Here is a 16,727-nt window from a genome sequence, read left to right as displayed (position 1 = left end):
GCGCGCTGAACGTTTCCCCGTATATCGGTGATCTTTGGACTTTTTCCACCTGATGTCTATGCTTAAACTAAGGCGGGTTTCAACGCACACCGTGAAGCGGTTGCGCCGCGTTGATGTAAATCAGGCAACAATGGAAGGTACTACGCCTAATGAAAAATAAATTACTGCTGGGCATCGTGTTGTTTTCGCTTTCAGGTTCATTGATGGCGGCGGAATCGCTGTGCCAGCAAAAAGAACAGGACATACAGCACGAAATTGAGATGGCGAAGAAGCATAACAATCAGCGCCGGGTAAACGGCCTTGAGCGCGCCCTTACTGAGGTGCGCGCGGGCTGCACGGACAAAAAGCTGAAAGCTTCACATCTGGAAAAAATCAACGCGCAGAAACAGAAAGTGGCTGAGCGTGAACGCGAACTCAAGGAAGAGCGCGATGAAGGTCATGATAAGGACAAGATAGCAAAACGCGAACATAAGCTGGAAGAAGCACGCCAGGAGCTTAAGAAGTTACAGGCGGAGCCCTATTAATCGGATTCACTCTACTGATGTTAAAGGAGTATTTTATGTCTAAAGACACATCATCGGAACATTTGCGTGCTGAGCTGAAAAACCTGGCGGATACGCTGGAAGAAGTGCTGAGCAGCGGCACAGAAAAATCGAAAAGTGAACTGGATAAACTGCGTCATAAAGCGCGCGTGGCGCTGGACAGCTCCCGCGAGCGTTTAGGTGAATCCGGCGAGCGCCTGGCAGCCACTACGCGCGAAGCGGCACAAAAAGCAGACGGTTATGTACGTGATAACCCGTGGCATGGTGTCGGTATTGGCGCGGCGATCGGTGTCGCTATCGGTATGCTGATCTCGCGTCGTTAACCATGACCGATTCACAGCAGAACCACGGACCAGCTAAAGGGGTGATCACGATTGGTCAGCGTATCGTTACGACGCTGGTCAGTATGGTCGAAACACGCGTTCGTCTGGCAGTGGCAGAGCTGGAAGAAGAAAAGGCCAATCTGATACAGATGTTGTTGATGCTTGGCCTGACGATGCTTTTTACTTCTTTTGGCCTGATGAGCCTGATGGTGCTGATTATCTGGGCAGTCGATGCGCAGTACCGTCTTATGGCGATAGCCATCACCACCGGCGTACTGTTCCTGCTGGCGTTGATTTTTGGGCTCTGGACACTGCGTAAATCACGCCAGTCGACGCTGCTGCGTCATACGCGTAAAGAGCTGGCCAACGATCGTGATTTGCTTGAGGATAACCGCTAATGAGCCGCCGCGAACGTGAAGCGCGTATAGAAGAGTTGCTTAAACAGGTTCAGCAACAGCGCCTTGATCTCAGCGCGGCGCGGCGTGGCTGGCTCGAAATCACGGCACCTTACGACCGTGGCTGGTTTACCTTTTTGAGCCTTAAACGCTATCTGGCCATTGGCAGCAGCGCGTTAGCGATTTACTCCATCCGCAGTCCCAACCGCCTGTTACGCTGGGCCAAGCGCGGCTTTGGCCTGTGGAGCACCTGGCGCATGGTTAAGTCAACCTTCCCCCCGCGCTGACATCACCAGGCCAGTCCATTGTGACTGGCTTTTTTTTGTCAGATTTACTGAATAACATCGACAGTTTATATCGCTTACAACTGTCACGCCTCGCGACTATCATCTCCAGCTATCAGCCCAGCGGTTTGCTATCAGGCGGCCAACGGGAATATTCACTGCGGGCATTCCTGCCTTGCAAACTTATAGCGTTGGAGTAGATGATGAAAAAATTCGAAGACAGTGGTTTGTTGGCCGCCCGTATCCTGATGACCATTCTGTTTATCACCGCAGGCTGGGGCAAAATTACCGGTTATGCAGGTACACAGCACTACATGGAAGCGATGGGCGTCCCCGGCTTCATGTTGCCACTGGTTATCCTGCTGGAGTTTGGCGGCGGTCTGGCGATCATGTTTGGCTTCCTGACCCGTTTCACCGCGCTGTTCACCGCGGGCTTCACGATTCTGACCGCCTTCCTGTTTCACAGTAACTTTGCCGAAGGCGTGAACCAGCTGATGTTTATGAAAAACCTGTCTATCGCTGGCGGTTTCCTGGTGTTAGGTCTGGTTGGACCGGGCGCGTACAGCATCGATCGCCTGATCAGTAAAAAGCCACAGGGTGTTCTGGCGCGCTAATTCACCGCCAGCAATCCCGCTTTAGCTGAACGCACCGGCTGCTTTTTCCGGTGCGTTTTGCTTTTTTGCTGCCTGCCGTCTCGCCGCTTCTCCGGTACCGCGGAGAAACGCTTAAGGTAAGCCTAATCTACGCATGAAAATATAGTGTCCTGTTCTTTTCATTTCAGGATTACTATGAACATGTCTTACAGGCAGTGGCTCCCTCATCACGATGCGCCTTTTTTTCGACGGCTCCATCTCTTCGTTGCCGTCCTCATCCTTTCCCAGATCATCAATTCCGGTTTCACCGAACGTGAAGCGCTGGGCGGGCACAGTCTGGAAACGGTGATCACCTGGTTTCATATCCTGTCTGGCCTGTTACTGATTGTCGCCGGATTCGCTATGCTGATCTGGATGCGCATGCAGCGCGGCTTACACTGGTACTTTTCGTGGCTGACGCTGGATTTCCGCGGTATTCGGGACGATCTCGCCTGTCTGGCGCGCATGAAATTACCCGACGCGCACAGTGGCGGCATCGCTGCCACCGTACAGGGGCTGGGCGTTAGCGCGTTGCTTGTGGTGGCCTGCTCAGGCGCGCTATGGTTTTTACTTAACAGCACATCGTTCGCGTCGCCGGGTCTGACGCATGCAGTGCTGCACTGGCACAGGTTCCTGACCACGTTTGTCGAAATCTATTTCTACAGCCACGGTGCAATGGGCGTGCTGCATATTCTGCTTTCGCACGATGAAAATAAGCGTACCCGTCGGGTCGCTGATCACAGGGATAACGAATGCAACACAGTGAAACGCATAAAATAGAACACGCAGGCTGGCTGCGCGCGGCCGTTCTGGGGGCTAATGACGGGATTGTCTCAACCGCGAGCCTGCTGGCAGGCGTGGTGTCAGCCAGTAGTGCCCCCCACACGGTGTTGCTCGCCGGGCTGGCGGGAATCGTCGGCGGCGCGATGTCGATGGCCACGGGAGAATATGTCTCCGTGTCTTCACAGTCAGATAGCGAACAGGCCTCTCTGCAGCAAGAAAAAGCCGAGCTGGAGGCTGACTTTGCGGCGGAAACCGTTGAACTGACGGCGATTTACCAGGCGCGCGGGCTGTCTGCTGACCTGGCTCATCAGGTAGCAGAGCAACTGATGGCCCATGATGCCCTGGCCGCACATGCCCGGGACGAGCTGGGCATTACCGACTTCAGCAGCGCGAAACCTCTTCAGGCCGCGCTGTTTTCCGCTATCAGCTTTGCCTCCGGCAGCGTGCTGCCGTTTGCTGTCGCCCTGCTCATTACCGGGCCCTTCGCCCTGCCCGCGATTGCATTGTCGGCCCTGCTGGCGCTGGCACTACTGGGTGCCCTGGCAGCTAAAGCGGGCGATGCGCCCGTACGCAAAAGTATCATGCGCATCTGCTTCTGGAGCCTGCTGGCAATGAGCTTTTCGGCGACCGTCGGCTACCTTACGGGTCAGGTACTGGGCTAGCCGCATAAGGCCGTCCACGAGCCCCATCAGGCATTCACGGGCTGGCCCACCACCAGCCCAAGCTGACTGGCCAGAACCCGGCCTGAAACAGATTCACCGTCCGGGCCCTGCCCTTGCAGGATTTCGAGTTGCCCTTGTCCACAGCGAATGATCAGGGGCGATAGTGATACAACCTCACCCGCACGCCCGCTGTTATCGCCGTTCATCACCCGGGTTTGCCAGACGGTAAACCTTCGCGTGCGGGTAAAGCTGAACGCCCCCGGCCAGGGAAAGTCCAGCGCCCGAACCAGATTGTGGATATTGACGGCACTGTCCTGCCAGTGGATCTCGCCGTCCTCGGGTTTGCGGCTGCCCCAGCAGCTGGCGGCCCGTTCATCCTGCGGTGTTTCTGTCAGCTCGCCCGCCACCAGCGCCTTAAGCCAGCCCGGCAACATCTTGCCCGTCGTTGCCACTAAGCGCGTATGCAAGGCCAGAGCATTATCTTCCGGCAGAATATCCACCGCCTGCTGCGCCAGTATGGGACCGGCATCTGGCCGTTTAATCATGCGGTGCAGCGTAACGCCTGTACGGGTTTCGCCCTTGATAATGACCCAGTTGAGATGGGCGCGGCCACGGTAGGCTGGCAGCAGCGCGGCATGAACGTTATAGGCGCCTTTTGTTACCGAAGACAGAATGGCCTCGCTCAGTACCTGACGGTAGGAGAAGCAGAACAGGTAGTCCGCGTCGAAACTGGCGATACGGGCCTGCCACTCGGCGGTATTCACCTCCTCGGTGATAAATACCGGAATAGCGTGACGACGCGCCAGCTCAGCAACGGAACCATAAAATGGTCTGGCGTTGCCGGGATCGGCATGGGTAAACAACGCACTGATACTGAATCCGGCATCCAGCAGCGCCTGTAATCCGGTAGAGGCCATTTCATGGTATCCAAAGACGACGGCTTTCATTGCACTTTCCTTTTTCTCCGCCTCTCCGCACGGACAGGCTGGTGGAATGAGATGCCTGGGGCAGGCAGAATGTCCGACATCATAAAGGAATCGTTACCGGTTTACGTCATCAACCCTTCTCTCAGTGAGAGGCCGTTGAGACGATGGCACAAAATGTCTGACGCCATGCGCGCACAACGCTGTCGCAGTCGCGCATCACCACCTATGGTTAATCAGACGAGAACATTTCATTGCACGACAGAGAGTGGAGACAAGATGGGCCAGTTAATTGATGGTGTCTGGCATGACACCTGGTATGACACAAAATCAACCGGCGGGCGTTTTAAGCGCTCGGAATCCGCATGGCGCAGTTGGGTCACGCCGGATGGCAGCGCCGGCCCGAGTGGCAACGCCGGGTTTGCGGCAGAGCGCGATCGCTATCATCTTTATGTATCGCTTGCCTGTCCCTGGGCACACCGTACCTTGCTGATGCGTCAGTTAAAAGGGCTGGAGAACATGATCGATGTGTCAGTCGTGCATCCGCTGATGCTGGAAAATGGCTGGACCTTCGATGACAGCTTCCCGGCGGCAACCGGTGACAAGCTGCATCAAAATGAATTTCTTTATCAGCTCTATCTGCACGCGGATAAGGACTACACCGGTCGGGTGACCGTGCCCGTGTTATGGGATAAGCAGCAGAATACCATCGTCAGTAATGAATCTGCCGATATCATTCGCATGTTTAACAGCGCCTTCGACGGCGTGGGCGCACGTGCGGGCGACTATTATCCGCCGGCACTGCGCGACAAGATTGATGACCTCAACGGCTGGATTTACGACACGGTCAATAATGGCGTGTATAAGGCGGGGTTTGCCACGTCACAGGCGGCTTATGATGAAGCGGTTACGGCACTCTTTCAGTCGCTGTCCCGTCTGGAACAGATCCTGGGCCAGCACCGTTATCTGACCGGCGACACGTTGACCGAGGCGGATTTACGTTTATGGACTACGCTGGTGCGCTTCGATCCGGTCTACGTCACCCACTTTAAATGTGACCGTCACCGTATCAGTGACTACCTGAATCTGAGCGGTTTCCTGCGGGATATTTACCAGATGCCTGGCATTGCTGAGACCGTGAATCTGGCCCATATTCGCCATCACTACTACTGCAGCCATAAAACCATCAACCCGCACGGCGTAATCTCTGTCGGCCCGGCGTTCAACTGGGATGAACCTCACGGTCGCGGTTAACAGGATGACGCAGACCTGACATGGGGGACATGTCAGGTCAAAACGGCTGCGCGGCCCGTCAGAAAAACTTATACGCAATATTCAAAATCGTCAGCACGCCAATCGCGCTCACGAAAACGTTGTCAGCACGGCCTTTATATTTCGCCAGCGCCGGAACCTTGCGGATAGCAAACATCGGTAACAGGCACAGCAGCGAGGCGATAATGGGCGCACCCATCGCCTCGATCAGGTCAAGAATATTGGGATTGAGATACGCCACCAGCCAGGTGGACCCCATAATAAAGACCATACTTACGGTGTTCAGCTTACGATGGGACACGGCGTCTTTATCACCGTGGTAGCGGAACTTGATGATTAACCCATTCAGCCCTTCCAGCGTGCCCAGATAGTGGCCAAAGAAGGATTTAAAAATCGCGACCAGGGCGATGACCGACGCGCTGTATTCCAGCACCGTGGAAAAGGTAGACTTTTCACCCGCCATACTGGAGAAGTGATTCGCCAGATAAGACAGCACAGGAATATTTTGTGCCCTGGCATCCGCCATGTCCTGCGGCGACAAGGTAAACAGACAGCTAAAGGCAAAGAACATGACCACTGCCACCATCAGGATGCTGGCGCGGGAGATAATCTGACTGCACTTGTTTTCTGTGTAGGTCCGGCCCATTTCCGGCTCGTACTCCTCCCGTTTCGACACCACGAAAGAAGACACAATGGGCGAGAAGTTAAACGAGAACACCATGATAGAAATGCCAAGCCATACCGTGACGAGAATGCCATCATGCCCGGTAAAGGCCAGATCGTTCAGGTGAACCTGATCGATAACGGCGCGATTCCAGTACGGGATGAGCGACAGTGAAATCAGCACCAGACTGGCAATAAACGGAAACACCAGCCAGCTCATCACTTTGACCATCAAATCTTTACCAAACCCAATCACAAACGCCATCAGCAGCAGCAGACACAGCGCGACGACGCCACGATTAAGTGCGGGCAACAGTAGCTGATATTGCCAGAACGCCATAAACGTGTTGGTGATGGTGACGCCATAAATCCATAACAGCGGGCAAATGGCAAAAAAGTAGAGGAAGGTGATGACCACGCCGCCGGTTTTACCGAAGTGTTCTTCTACGGTGTCGGTAATATTGCCCGATACGTTACTGCCGGACAGGCACAGGCGAGCCAGTGCCCTGTGGCAGAAAAAGGCAATCGGATACGCCAGCACTAACATAATCAGAATGGGGATCAGGCCGCCATAGCCCGCTCTGATAGGAAAGAAAAGGACCCCTGCCCCAATGGCGGTACCAAAAAGTCCCAGTGTCCATGTGGTATCGGACTGACGCCAGATCGACGCTTTTTCCCGGTTGAGAATATTTTCAGAATTACTCATAACTTATCCTTTATGCGTCAGCGAGACCCGAAACCCGGGACAAATCAATATTGCCGCCAGAGAGCGTGTAAACGGTTTTCCGCCCCTGAATGTCATGGTCCACGTTGCCGCTGAGCGACGCAGCGCAGGCTAACGCACTGACGCTTTCCGTAACCATCTGGTTTCGCTGAGTCTTTTCAATCAAACACTTACGAATGTCGCCTTCACTTAGTCACCCCTTCTGATCGACCTGTTCGTTCATAACCGCGAAGGTGAGTTCACCCGAACAGGCGACATCGCGGCCATCCGCAAGGGTACCCGAGTACAACAATGGGGCGTCATGGTACCAGCAAAAATGGAGGCTGCCATACCGTCAGGATCAACAGATTGCGCACCGTTAACGGTAAACGCTGGATTCCTTGATCTCAGGGCAGCCACCCTACCGGCCCTCCGCCCATGGCGAAACCGACACCGAAAAGTTCGTCAGGCATCGCCAGACCGATGGCGCCCTGCCCGGCAATACTGGGCATTTTCTTGCCAGCAGGGATAAAAACAGGGGATGAGTGCGCGAAAAAAACGCCCACCGGGTGAGTGGGCGTGATGAGGATATTACTTCTTGTCGCAGGCGACCGGCCAGGGCTTCGCGGGGGAGTTAAACGGATGGTACTGATAACACCAGGTTTCAGATACCACGTTTTCCTGCGCTTTCAGATAAAGCTTCAGCTCCACCGGGTCACCGTCCCCCGCCACCAAATCAAACTGCGCCAGCCAGTTGCCGGAGTCATCAGGCAGCTTAGAGACCAGCACGTTCTCAAACGTCCCGCGCGAGGCTGACAGCACGGCTTCCGGCGCAACGCCTGACGGCAGGTGATTCAGGTTGCCACCGTGGAATTCAACGGTGAATTTACGACTGTCATGCGGACGGTCAGATCCCGGCACGCCGCCGCGTCCCAGTCGGGTTGCACCACAGCGCGCCAACGTTGAGGGATAAGGTTCATCGGACAGCCAGTGCAGCCGGTAATGGAAATGATGTTCATCACCCGCTTTGGCTGGCGCATCCGGCACCCACATGGCGACGATATTGTCGTAGATTTCGTCATCGGTCGGTATTTCCACCAGTTGTACCGATCCTTTGCCCCATTTCCCTAGCGGTTCGACCCACAGGTCCGGGCGACGCTCGTAGTGCGCAGCATCCAGGTAGCTGTCGAAATTCCTGTCTTTCTGCAGTAATCCAAAGCCTCGCGGATTCTCGTCGTGGAAGCTTGAGGTGACCACACGCAACGGATTGTTCAGCGGTCGCCAGAGATGTTCACCGCTGCCGGTCCACATTGCCAGACCATCGGAGTCATGCACTTCGGGACGCCAGTCTGTCGCAGCCCCCTTGACCGTTTTTGAGAACCAGTACATGGACGTCAGAGGCGCGATGCCGAAACGCTGAATATCCTTACGCAGGAAAAGCGTGCATTCCACGTCCTGCACCACGCCTTTGCCACGATGCAGGATAAACTTGTAGGCACCCGTTATGCTCGGCCCGTTGAGCAGGGCATAGACCGTGAGGTTTTTGCTGTCATCTTTCGGCGCTTCGAACCAGAAATCCGTGAAATCAGGAAACTCTTCATCCACACCGGGCTGGACGGTATTCAGGGCAATACCGCGAGCGGACAAACCAAACTGCCCTAATTCACCAATAGCGCGGAAATAGGACGCCCCCATGAAGGAAATCCAGTCATTTTGGGGATTGGTTTTTAACGCGTCCTGGCTTGCCAGCACTCTGAAACCCGAAAATACGTTTCCTTCCAGCGTCGGCAACCTGACGCTTTTATCCGTCGTGGTGAAGTAATCAATATTTTGAATGATTTCGCGCGCGGCGTTATTTTCCACTACGTGCATTTTCACCGGCATGCGGTGCAGGCCGTTAACCATGAAAAAGGTGACAGGAAAACGCCCGGCATTTTTGAACAGGGCATATTCCGGTTTGTACACGGTCTTCATGTAGGCGTCATAGGTGATGTTGGACAACAATGACGGATCGAATTCGGTGGGTTTTTCGTAAGGTTTGGCTGCCAGCGCTTTAGCCCGGGCAATCAATGTCTGAAAATTAAATGTTTCGCTGTTACCCAGTTTGAGCACACCTGCTGCCATCGCGCCGGGAGAAATGCCTAAAGCAGATAAGGCAGCAAACGCCCCGGAATACGTTAATAAATCCCTTCTTGTAACCATGATCCACCTGTTTTTTTAATCTTCATTCAATGAATGCGTGCCCAATGGGGCAAAACATAAAATCAGTGACGTCTGGCGAGCTGCCTTCAACTATAGACGAGAGAAATCGTTGCCTCCCAAACAGATGGCAAGCCATCATGTAACACATCGGATGAGCGTATAGGGCATTGGCGAGAAATTGCATGGGATTTGCCTGAGAAACACACCCTCTGGCAACCGGCCGCTTATTTCCCCGATCGAAGGGTATAGCCCGGACGCCCGTACAGAACCGCCCTGCCGCATTTTTTTACCACGGCATCGTCAAACCATCCTGTGTGACTCGCGCCGAACAGTGGCTCCCGTGGCAACGTCGTGCGCGTCTTTCCCCTGTGCCTGATGGAGACAGCAAAGCCTGCATAGCTGCGCCATAAAGCAAAAACCCCGCTTGCGCGGGGTTTGCATGAATAAGTCGAAACTGACCGATAAGCCGGGTTCTGTCGTGGACAGTCATTCATCTAGGCCAGTAATCGCTTACTGGCTCAAGCAGCCTACCCGGGTTCAGTACGGGCCGTACCATGTGAACCCCTATTTGGCCTTGCTCCGGGTGGAGTTTACCGTGCCACGGACTGTTACCAGCCGCGCGGTGCGCTCTTACCGCACCCTTTCACCCTTACCTGATCCCATTGCTGGGCCATCGGCGGTTTGCTCTCTGTTGCACTGGTCGTGGGTTTCCCCCCCAGGCGTTACCTGGCACCCTGCCCTATGGAGCCCGGACTTTCCTCCCCTTTGCCCGTCTCCCTCAGAGAGGGACGACGACAAAGCGGCGACTGTCTGGTCAGCTTCGGCGCGCATTATAGAGCGTTTAGCCGGCGCTGTCACGCAGGCAAAACAGGCGGCTTACGCCTGCTGATCCAGCGCATATTTATAGAGGGCGTTCTTTTTCACCCCATGAATCTCCGCTGTCAGGGCGGCCGCTTTCTTTAGAGGCAATTCCTGCTGTAACAGGGCCAGTGTGCGCAAGGCCTCCGCTGGCAAAGCCTCTTCATCAGGCTGGTGGCCTTCCACAATCAGCACCATCTCACCTTTGCGGCGATTTTCATCCTCTTTGACCCAGGACAGCAGTTCCGCCACGGGCGCACCATTGAGATTTTCCCAGGTTTTAGTCAGCTCACGCGCCAGCACGACATAACGATCGGCACCCAGCTCGGTCACCATGTCCTGCAGGCTGTCTAACAGACGGTGAGTCGACTCATAAAAAATTAAGGTGCGTGGCTCGTCGGCAAGGGCCCGCAGCGCATCACAGCGTGCCTTGGTTTTGGCTGGCAGAAACCCTTCGTAACAGAAACGATCAGACGGCAATCCCGCTGCGCTTAATGCTGTAATCGCTGCACAGGCACCCGGTAAAGGAACGATGCGAATACCGGCCTCCCGGCAGCGGCGAACCAGGTGGTAACCGGGATCGTTGATCAACGGCGTGCCAGCATCAGAAACCAGAGCTATGCTTTCTCCCTGTTGCAGCCTGGCGAGCAGGATGTCTGCTTTCTGCTGTTCGTTGTGGTCATGAAGTGCGAAGAGTCGCGCATTGATGGCGAAATGTTGTAGCAACAGTCCGGTATGACGTGTATCTTCCGCTGCGACCAGATCGACGCTGGAAAGTACCGCTAGCGCCCGCTGGGTAATGTCAGCCAAATTACCTATTGGGGTTGGCACGATGTAAAGCGTGCTGGCGGAAATGTCTGCCCGATCGAGTTGTTTCATTGTTTCATCCGAATTGCCGATTTAATATTGAGCATCTTGAAAAAAACATCACTGGATACAGTATGCTTCCTTCAAAAATCGTTCGTCATAAAGCAGGACGCTTTGTGCCTGTCCTTCTTGCTGGTCTGATTTTAGCCGCGTGTAGTGGCCAGGGTCCCAAAAGCCAGTCCGTAGACATTCAGGGGCCAGCCACCAATAATTCTGCTTACTATCTGCAACAGGTGCAGCAAAGCAGCGATGATAGCAAGACCGACTGGCAATTACTCGCAATCCGCGCCTTGTTAAAAGAGGGAAAATATCCTCAGGCCGACCAGGCGATTGGCGAACTGCCTAATCAACTGTCCTCAACACAGCAACAGGAATTACGCTTGCTGAAAGCCCAGTCGCTGATTGGACAGCAAAAAGTGGCTGACGCGCAGCAACTGTTGAGCCAGGTGAAAACCAGTGAACTGTCTCAGGATCAACTGGCGCGCTACTACGATTTGCAGATCGCCAGCGCACAGGGGAAAACCTCTCTGGCCCTGCTCCGTGCCTACATTGCCCAGGAACCGTTGCTGAAGGGTGACGCACGTCAGAAGAACATTGATGCAACCTGGCAGGCACTGACGCAACTGTCACAGCAAGACATGAACGCGCTGGTCATCAATGCCGATGAAAACATCCTGCAGGGCTGGCTGGATCTGCTGACCGCCTGGCACGCCAATGCGCAGGATGCCAACATGCTTAAGTCGGCCATTAAAGACTGGCAGACGCGCTATCCCGACAATCCCGCGTCCAAAACCTTGCCGACGCAGCTGAGCCAAGTGCAGAACTTCACCAAAGCGTCCACCAGCACCATCGCGCTGCTGCTGCCACTCAACGGTCAGGCTCAGATGTTTGCCAGCGCCATCCAGAAAGGCTTCAACGACGCGAAGAACGGTGTTATCCCGGCGGCACCTCAGGCAACGCCGGGCAGCGCACAGGATCCCATCGCGATGAATCAGCAGCAGCCTGCTGATGCCAACACGGTTGTCAGCCCCTCAGCCGCGCCTACGGCAACAACGCAGACGGGCACGGCGCAGCAACCTGCCACGACCGCCCAGCAGCCTCAACAGCAGCAACAGCCGTCGGCGCAACCGGCCAGTAATGCGCAGGTTAAAGTCTATGACACCAGCAGCCAGCCCATCGCCCAGGTGATGCAGCAGGCGCAACAGGATGGCGCGACACTGGTCGTCGGCCCGCTGTTGAAAAACAACGTCGAAACCGTCGCCAACAGCCAGACACCGTTGAACGTTCTGGCCCTGAATGAGCCGGAACACATCCAGAACCATCCCAATATCTGCTACTTTGCGCTGTCGCCAGAAGATGAAGCGCGCGATGCGGCTCACCATATCTGGGATCAGGGTAAGCGCCAGCCGCTGCTGTTGCTCCCGCGTAATGGCCTGGGCGATCGCGTCGCAACGGCCTTTGCGAAAGAGTGGCAGTCACTGGGCGGTGGCACCGTGCTCCAGCAGCGTTTCGGTTCGGTTTCAGAGCTTAAGCAGGGCATCAACAGCGGTGCAGGAATCAGCATGAGCGGGACGCCGGTGGTTATCCCTTCTGCGTCCCAACCGCAGAACGTGTCCGTTGCAGGGCTGACTATACCGGCCCCTCAAACCAGCGCACCGGCAGCCAGCGAGTCGGGTGCGGTAGATGCGGCCTATATCGTGTCGACGCAGGATGAACTGCAGCTGATTAAACCGATGATCAGCATGCGCACCGGCAGCCGCAGTAACGTCGCGCTCTACGCCAGTTCCCGTAGTGCTCAGGCTGGCGCAGGCCCGGATTTCCGTCTGGAAATGGAAGGCCTGCAGTACAGCGATATCCCTCTGCTGTCCGGCGCCAATCCAGGCCTGATGCAGCAGGCCGCCCGGTCGTTTAACAACGATTATTCACTGGTGCGCCTGTATGCCATGGGGATGGATGCCTGGACGCTGGCTAACCACTTCAATCAGATGCGTCAGGTGCCTGGCTTCTCTCTTGATGGCAATACCGGCAAGCTCAGCGCGACGCCTGATTGCGTGATCAACAGGAAGTTGACATGGAACCAGTATCGTCAGGGCAATATCGTACCGGCCAGCTAAACCGCCGCCGTACAGGTGCCGAATATGAACAACGCGCCCGCCGCTATCTTGAGCGGGCGGGGTTAACATGGGTCGCCAGCAATGTGTACTATCGCGCAGGTGAACTTGACCTGATAATGCGAGACAACCAATGCTGGGTGTTTGTCGAAGTGCGTTACCGCCGTAACGCACGATTCGGCGGCAGTCTGGCCAGCATTACCCGACAGAAACAACACAAGCTGCTGCGTGCTGCCTCTCTCTGGCTGGCGCAACGCGGCGGCAGTTTTGAAACAGTGAATTGCCGTTTCGACATCATCGCCATTACAGGCCCGGCGCTCGAATGGTTGCCCAATGCCTTTAATGCAGACGTTTAGAACCAGGTGGTCGTGTGCAGGAAAGAATTAAAGCGTGTTTTACTGAAAGTATCCAAACTCAAATCGCTGCGGCTGAGGCATTACCTGATGCCATCTCACGTGCAGCAATGACCATGGTGCAGTCCCTTCTCAACGGTAACAAGATACTGAGTTGCGGTAACGGCGCATCATCCGCCAACGCACAGCATTTTGCCGCCAGCATGATCAATCGTTTTGAAACCGAACGCCCCAGCCTGCCTGCGCTGGCTTTAAGTGCGGATAACGTCATGCTGACTGCGATCAGTAATGACCGCCTGCATGATGAGATTTATGCCAAGCAGGTGCGCGCGCTCGGGCAAAACGGTGATGTGCTGCTCGCCATCTCGACCCGCGGCAATACGCGTGACATCGTCAAGGCTGTCGAGGCCGCCGTTACGCGCGATATGACGATCGTTGCGCTTACCGGTTATGATGGGGGAGAATTAGCCGGATTGCTGGGACCGCAGGATGTGGAAATTCGTATTCCTTCACATCGCAGTGCTCGCATTCAGGAGATGCATATGTTAACACTCAACTGTTTGTGCGATCTGATTGATAACACCTTGTTTCCCCACCAGGAATGACGGAAGGAGCACCCATGAAAGCATTGAACGCTGTAGCCATTGTTTTAACCGCCATGCTGCTGCAAGGCTGCGTCGCGGTGGTGGCCGGTAGTGCCGCTGTCGCGACCAAAACCGCCACCGATCCCCGCTCTGTGGGCACGCAGGTTGATGATGGCACGCTGGAGTTACGCGTCAGCAATGCGCTGGCTAAAGATCAGCAAATCAAAACCGATGCCCGCGTCATTGCCACCGCCTACCAGGGCAAGGTTCTGTTGACCGGCCAGGCACCGAATCAGGAAGTCGCTAACCGCGCGAAACAGATCGCCATGGGCGTTGACGGTGCCACCGAAGTCTATAACGAGATTCGGATTGGGCCGAAAGTCAGTCTGGGTACGTCCTCCGCTGACACCTGGATCACCACGAAGATCCGCTCGCAGCTGCTGGGCAGCGATCAGGTGAAATCATCAAGCGTGAAGGTGACCACTGAAAACGGTGAGGTGTTCCTGTTGGGTCTGGTCACGCCGGAAGAAGCGAAAGCCGCTGCGGATATTGCCAGCCGGGTAAGCGGGGTGAAACACGTCACCACGGCCTTTACCATGGTGAAATAACGCGGAGGTCAGGGTGGTCTTGCCTGCCTGAATCGCGTGAATAAAAAAGCCGTCCCCTTTCAGGGACGGCTTTTCTCGTTTCTGGCGTCTGATCCCATGACCTGGCTGATGCACACCACTTCGCCCTTCGCTGTCGGCTATCCGTCTTTGCGAGGATATCCACTGTTGTGATACCGCCACAACGCCACGCCAGCAGAAGCGCGTCAGACAGGGATATCGATTACCAGCGCCCGCGTCGGTGTGAGGGCAGCCAGCCACAATTGCTGCTCTTCCTGCAAAAACGCGCCATCACCACAGCCGAGCGTTTCCTGATGCGATGCACCTGCAGAGGCTTCAAGCGAACCATGGATCGACTGCAGATAGGCGCGCGCGCCATGCAGCGGCACCAGATGCTGCTCGCCAGCCGCCAGCTCAAGCTGGTGGATCCAGACCTGCTGACGCAGTTGCAAGCTGTTGTCGCGGCCATCCGGCGAAGCCACCAGTTGCGAACACGTTCCTGCGGTCAGGCTGATTTTCTGCATACGTGCGTTTTCCCGTTCCGGGCAGGCCGCCAGCCAGAGCTGCATGCGGGTCAGTGAGCGCTCTTTACTGGGATTCAGTTCACTGTAGCTCACGCCCGGCTGGGCAGAGAGCAGCAGTGCCTCACCTTCACCGACGGTAATGTGATTGCCTTCGCTGTCGCGGTACTCCGCTTCACCCTGCAGGACAATATTCAACACGTCCACCTGAGGATAGGTGCGCGGCTGAAACGCCGCGCCGGGTGCCAGCACTTCCTGGTTCAAAACACGTAAAGCGGCATAACCCATTAATTTGGGATCGAAATAGTGGCCAAAAGAGAAACTATAGCGTGCCTGTAGCCAGCCATAATCAGCCTGACCACAATCGGATGCACTGCGTGTGGTTATCATTGTTTACCTCCTGCATCCGTCGGCAAGAATCGACGACGGGTATGATTCCCTTATGGTAAAAGTCTGGACGCCGGATTGTTAGCCAGTTAATCTGCCGGGCATATTCAAATTTCCTGACAGAGAACCAGGATGGCAAAAGACCGTGCGTTAACCCTTGAAGCTTTACGTGTGATGGATGCTATCGATCGCCGGGGCAGTTTTGCCGCCGCCGCCGATGAGTTAGGGCGCGTGCCCTCGGCACTCAGTTACACCATGCAGAAACTGGAAGAGGAGCTGGATGTGGTGCTGTTTGACCGCTCTGGCCATCGCACAAAGTTTACGAATGTCGGACGCATGCTGCTTGAGCGCGGTCGGGTGTTGCTGGAAGCCGCTGACAAACTCACGACCGATGCCGAAGCGCTGGCGCGCGGTTGGGAAACGCAGTTGACCATCGTGACCGAAGCCCTTGTCCCTACCGATGCGCTGTTCCCGCTGGTTACAAAGCTGGCTGACAAGGCTAACACCCAGATATCCATTATGACAGAAGTGCTGGCAGGTGCCTGGGAAAGGCTGGAACAGGGGCGGGCAGATATCGTTATCGCACCGGATATGCACTTTCGCGCCTCAACTGAGATCAATACCCGCAAACTCTACAGCATCGTCAGCGTTTATGTCGCCAGCCCTGACCATCCTATTCATAACGAACCCGAGCCGCTTTCAGAGGTCACCCGGGTAAAATATCGGGGGATTGCCGTGGCCGATACCGCACGCGAAAGGCCGGTGTTGACCGTACAGCTGCTGGATAAACAGCAACGCCTGACCGTCAGTACGATGGACGATAAGCGGCGTGCGCTTCTGGCCGGTTTAGGCGTGGCGACCATGCCCTATAACATGGTAGAGCAGGATATCGCGGAGGGGCGGTTACGGGTCGTCAGCCCGGAATATTCTCGCGAGGTGGACATCATCATGGCCTGGCGTCGTGACAGTATGGGCGAAGCGAAAGCCTGGTGCCTGCGCGAAATCCCCCGCCTGTTAGCAAAGAAACACTGATAACGGGCTGGACGCTATCCAGCCC

Annotated in this window: 19 protein-coding genes and 1 other RNA gene; 13 read left to right on the top strand and 7 right to left on the bottom strand. The window is 55.5% G+C overall.

What is annotated here, in order from left to right; genetic code table 11:
- Positions 1-149 precede the first annotated feature (149 nt).
- From C1N58_RS20265 to C1N58_RS20235, 7 genes are all read left to right on the top strand, one after another.
- Positions 150-524: a DUF1090 domain-containing protein gene (locus tag C1N58_RS20265; RefSeq protein WP_033739991.1), complete on the top strand. Its 375-nt coding sequence runs from the start codon at positions 150-152 to the stop codon at positions 522-524.
- 35 nt (positions 525-559) lie between these two features.
- Positions 560-865: a DUF883 family protein gene (locus tag C1N58_RS20260; protein WP_006118308.1), complete on the top strand. Its 306-nt coding sequence runs from the start codon at positions 560-562 to the stop codon at positions 863-865.
- Between the two features lie 2 nt (positions 866-867).
- Positions 868-1,263, top strand: a complete 396-nt coding sequence (locus C1N58_RS20255; protein ID WP_394564444.1) for a phage holin family protein — start codon at positions 868-870, stop codon at positions 1,261-1,263.
- Complete coding sequence (locus C1N58_RS20250; protein ID WP_006118310.1) at positions 1,263-1,547, top strand: YqjK-like family protein; 285 nt, start codon at positions 1,263-1,265, stop codon at positions 1,545-1,547. Before C1N58_RS20255 ends, C1N58_RS20250 begins: the two co-directional genes overlap by 1 nt.
- Positions 1,548-1,747: 200 nt before the next feature.
- Positions 1,748-2,158 (top strand): DoxX family protein, encoded by a 411-nt coding sequence (locus C1N58_RS20245; RefSeq protein ID WP_033739992.1) that lies wholly within the window; start codon positions 1,748-1,750, stop codon positions 2,156-2,158.
- Between the two features lie 174 nt (positions 2,159-2,332).
- Positions 2,333-2,956 carry a cytochrome b/b6 domain-containing protein gene (locus C1N58_RS20240; protein ID WP_054633050.1) on the top strand — a complete coding sequence of 208 codons (624 nt, stop codon included), beginning with the start codon at positions 2,333-2,335 and terminating at the stop codon, positions 2,954-2,956.
- Complete coding sequence (locus C1N58_RS20235; protein ID WP_006118313.1) at positions 2,929-3,621, top strand: VIT1/CCC1 transporter family protein; 693 nt, start codon at positions 2,929-2,931, stop codon at positions 3,619-3,621. The genes C1N58_RS20240 and C1N58_RS20235 overlap by 28 nt, the downstream gene beginning before the upstream one ends.
- 26 nt (positions 3,622-3,647) lie before the next feature.
- Here the strand turns inward: C1N58_RS20235 and C1N58_RS20230 are convergent, their stop codons facing one another.
- Positions 3,648-4,568, bottom strand: a complete 921-nt coding sequence (locus tag C1N58_RS20230) for a formyltransferase family protein (RefSeq protein ID WP_394564443.1) — start codon at positions 4,566-4,568, stop codon at positions 3,648-3,650.
- Between the two features lie 255 nt (positions 4,569-4,823).
- Here C1N58_RS20230 and C1N58_RS20225 point away from each other — a divergent pair, with 255 nt between their 5' ends.
- Positions 4,824-5,798, top strand: coding sequence for a glutathione S-transferase family protein (locus C1N58_RS20225; protein WP_006118315.1), 975 nt, complete (start codon positions 4,824-4,826; stop codon positions 5,796-5,798).
- Positions 5,799-5,856: 58 nt separating this feature from the next.
- Here the strand turns inward: C1N58_RS20225 and tdcC are convergent, their stop codons facing one another.
- From tdcC to rsmI, 5 genes are all read right to left on the bottom strand, one after another.
- Positions 5,857-7,185, bottom strand: a complete 1,329-nt coding sequence (gene tdcC, locus C1N58_RS20220) for a threonine/serine transporter TdcC (RefSeq protein ID WP_054633048.1) — start codon at positions 7,183-7,185, stop codon at positions 5,857-5,859.
- A 10-nt stretch (positions 7,186-7,195) separates the two neighbouring features.
- On the bottom strand, positions 7,196-7,342 hold the full coding sequence (locus tag C1N58_RS20215; RefSeq protein WP_155550063.1) for a hypothetical protein: 147 nt from the start codon (positions 7,340-7,342) through the stop codon (positions 7,196-7,198).
- A gap of 431 nt (positions 7,343-7,773) precedes the next feature.
- Positions 7,774-9,384, bottom strand: coding sequence for a glucan biosynthesis protein (locus C1N58_RS20210; RefSeq protein ID WP_054686996.1), 1,611 nt, complete (start codon positions 9,382-9,384; stop codon positions 7,774-7,776).
- 446 nt (positions 9,385-9,830) lie between these two features.
- An RNA gene (gene rnpB, locus C1N58_RS20205) (RNase P RNA component class A) lies at positions 9,831-10,206 on the bottom strand.
- Between the two features lie 54 nt (positions 10,207-10,260).
- Positions 10,261-11,121, bottom strand: a complete 861-nt coding sequence (gene rsmI, locus C1N58_RS20200) for a 16S rRNA (cytidine(1402)-2'-O)-methyltransferase (RefSeq protein WP_054633038.1) — start codon at positions 11,119-11,121, stop codon at positions 10,261-10,263.
- 62 nt (positions 11,122-11,183) lie between these two features.
- On the opposite strand from rsmI, the gene C1N58_RS20195 reads away from it, so the two are divergent.
- The 4 genes from C1N58_RS20195 to dolP are packed head-to-tail and all read left to right on the top strand — an operon-like array spanning position 11,184 to position 14,765.
- Positions 11,184-13,223, top strand: coding sequence for a penicillin-binding protein activator (locus tag C1N58_RS20195; protein WP_058708640.1), 2,040 nt, complete (start codon positions 11,184-11,186; stop codon positions 13,221-13,223).
- Positions 13,181-13,576, top strand: a complete 396-nt coding sequence (locus C1N58_RS20190; protein ID WP_006118321.1) for a YraN family protein — start codon at positions 13,181-13,183, stop codon at positions 13,574-13,576. Before C1N58_RS20195 ends, C1N58_RS20190 begins: the two co-directional genes overlap by 43 nt.
- 14 nt (positions 13,577-13,590) lie before the next feature.
- Positions 13,591-14,178 (top strand): DnaA initiator-associating protein DiaA, encoded by a 588-nt coding sequence (gene diaA, locus C1N58_RS20185; RefSeq protein ID WP_006118322.1) that lies wholly within the window; start codon positions 13,591-13,593, stop codon positions 14,176-14,178.
- 14 nt (positions 14,179-14,192) lie between these two features.
- Positions 14,193-14,765, top strand: coding sequence for a division/outer membrane stress-associated lipid-binding lipoprotein (dolP, locus tag C1N58_RS20180; RefSeq protein WP_006118323.1), 573 nt, complete (start codon positions 14,193-14,195; stop codon positions 14,763-14,765).
- Between the two features lie 203 nt (positions 14,766-14,968).
- On the opposite strand, the gene C1N58_RS20175 is transcribed toward dolP, so the two are convergent.
- Positions 14,969-15,673, bottom strand: a complete 705-nt coding sequence (locus C1N58_RS20175; RefSeq protein ID WP_033739997.1) for a pirin family protein — start codon at positions 15,671-15,673, stop codon at positions 14,969-14,971.
- Between the two features lie 129 nt (positions 15,674-15,802).
- Between C1N58_RS20175 and C1N58_RS20170 the strand changes: the two genes are divergently transcribed.
- A complete protein-coding gene (locus C1N58_RS20170) occupies positions 15,803-16,702 on the top strand; it encodes a LysR family transcriptional regulator (RefSeq protein WP_033739998.1) in 900 nt (299 codons plus the stop codon).
- The last annotated feature ends 25 nt before the right edge of the window (positions 16,703-16,727 follow it).

It is taken from the genome of Pantoea sp. SGAir0180, from assembly GCF_043546245.1.
Note: the sequence above shows the minus strand (reverse complement) of the source record. Positions and strands in the feature narration are given on the sequence as shown.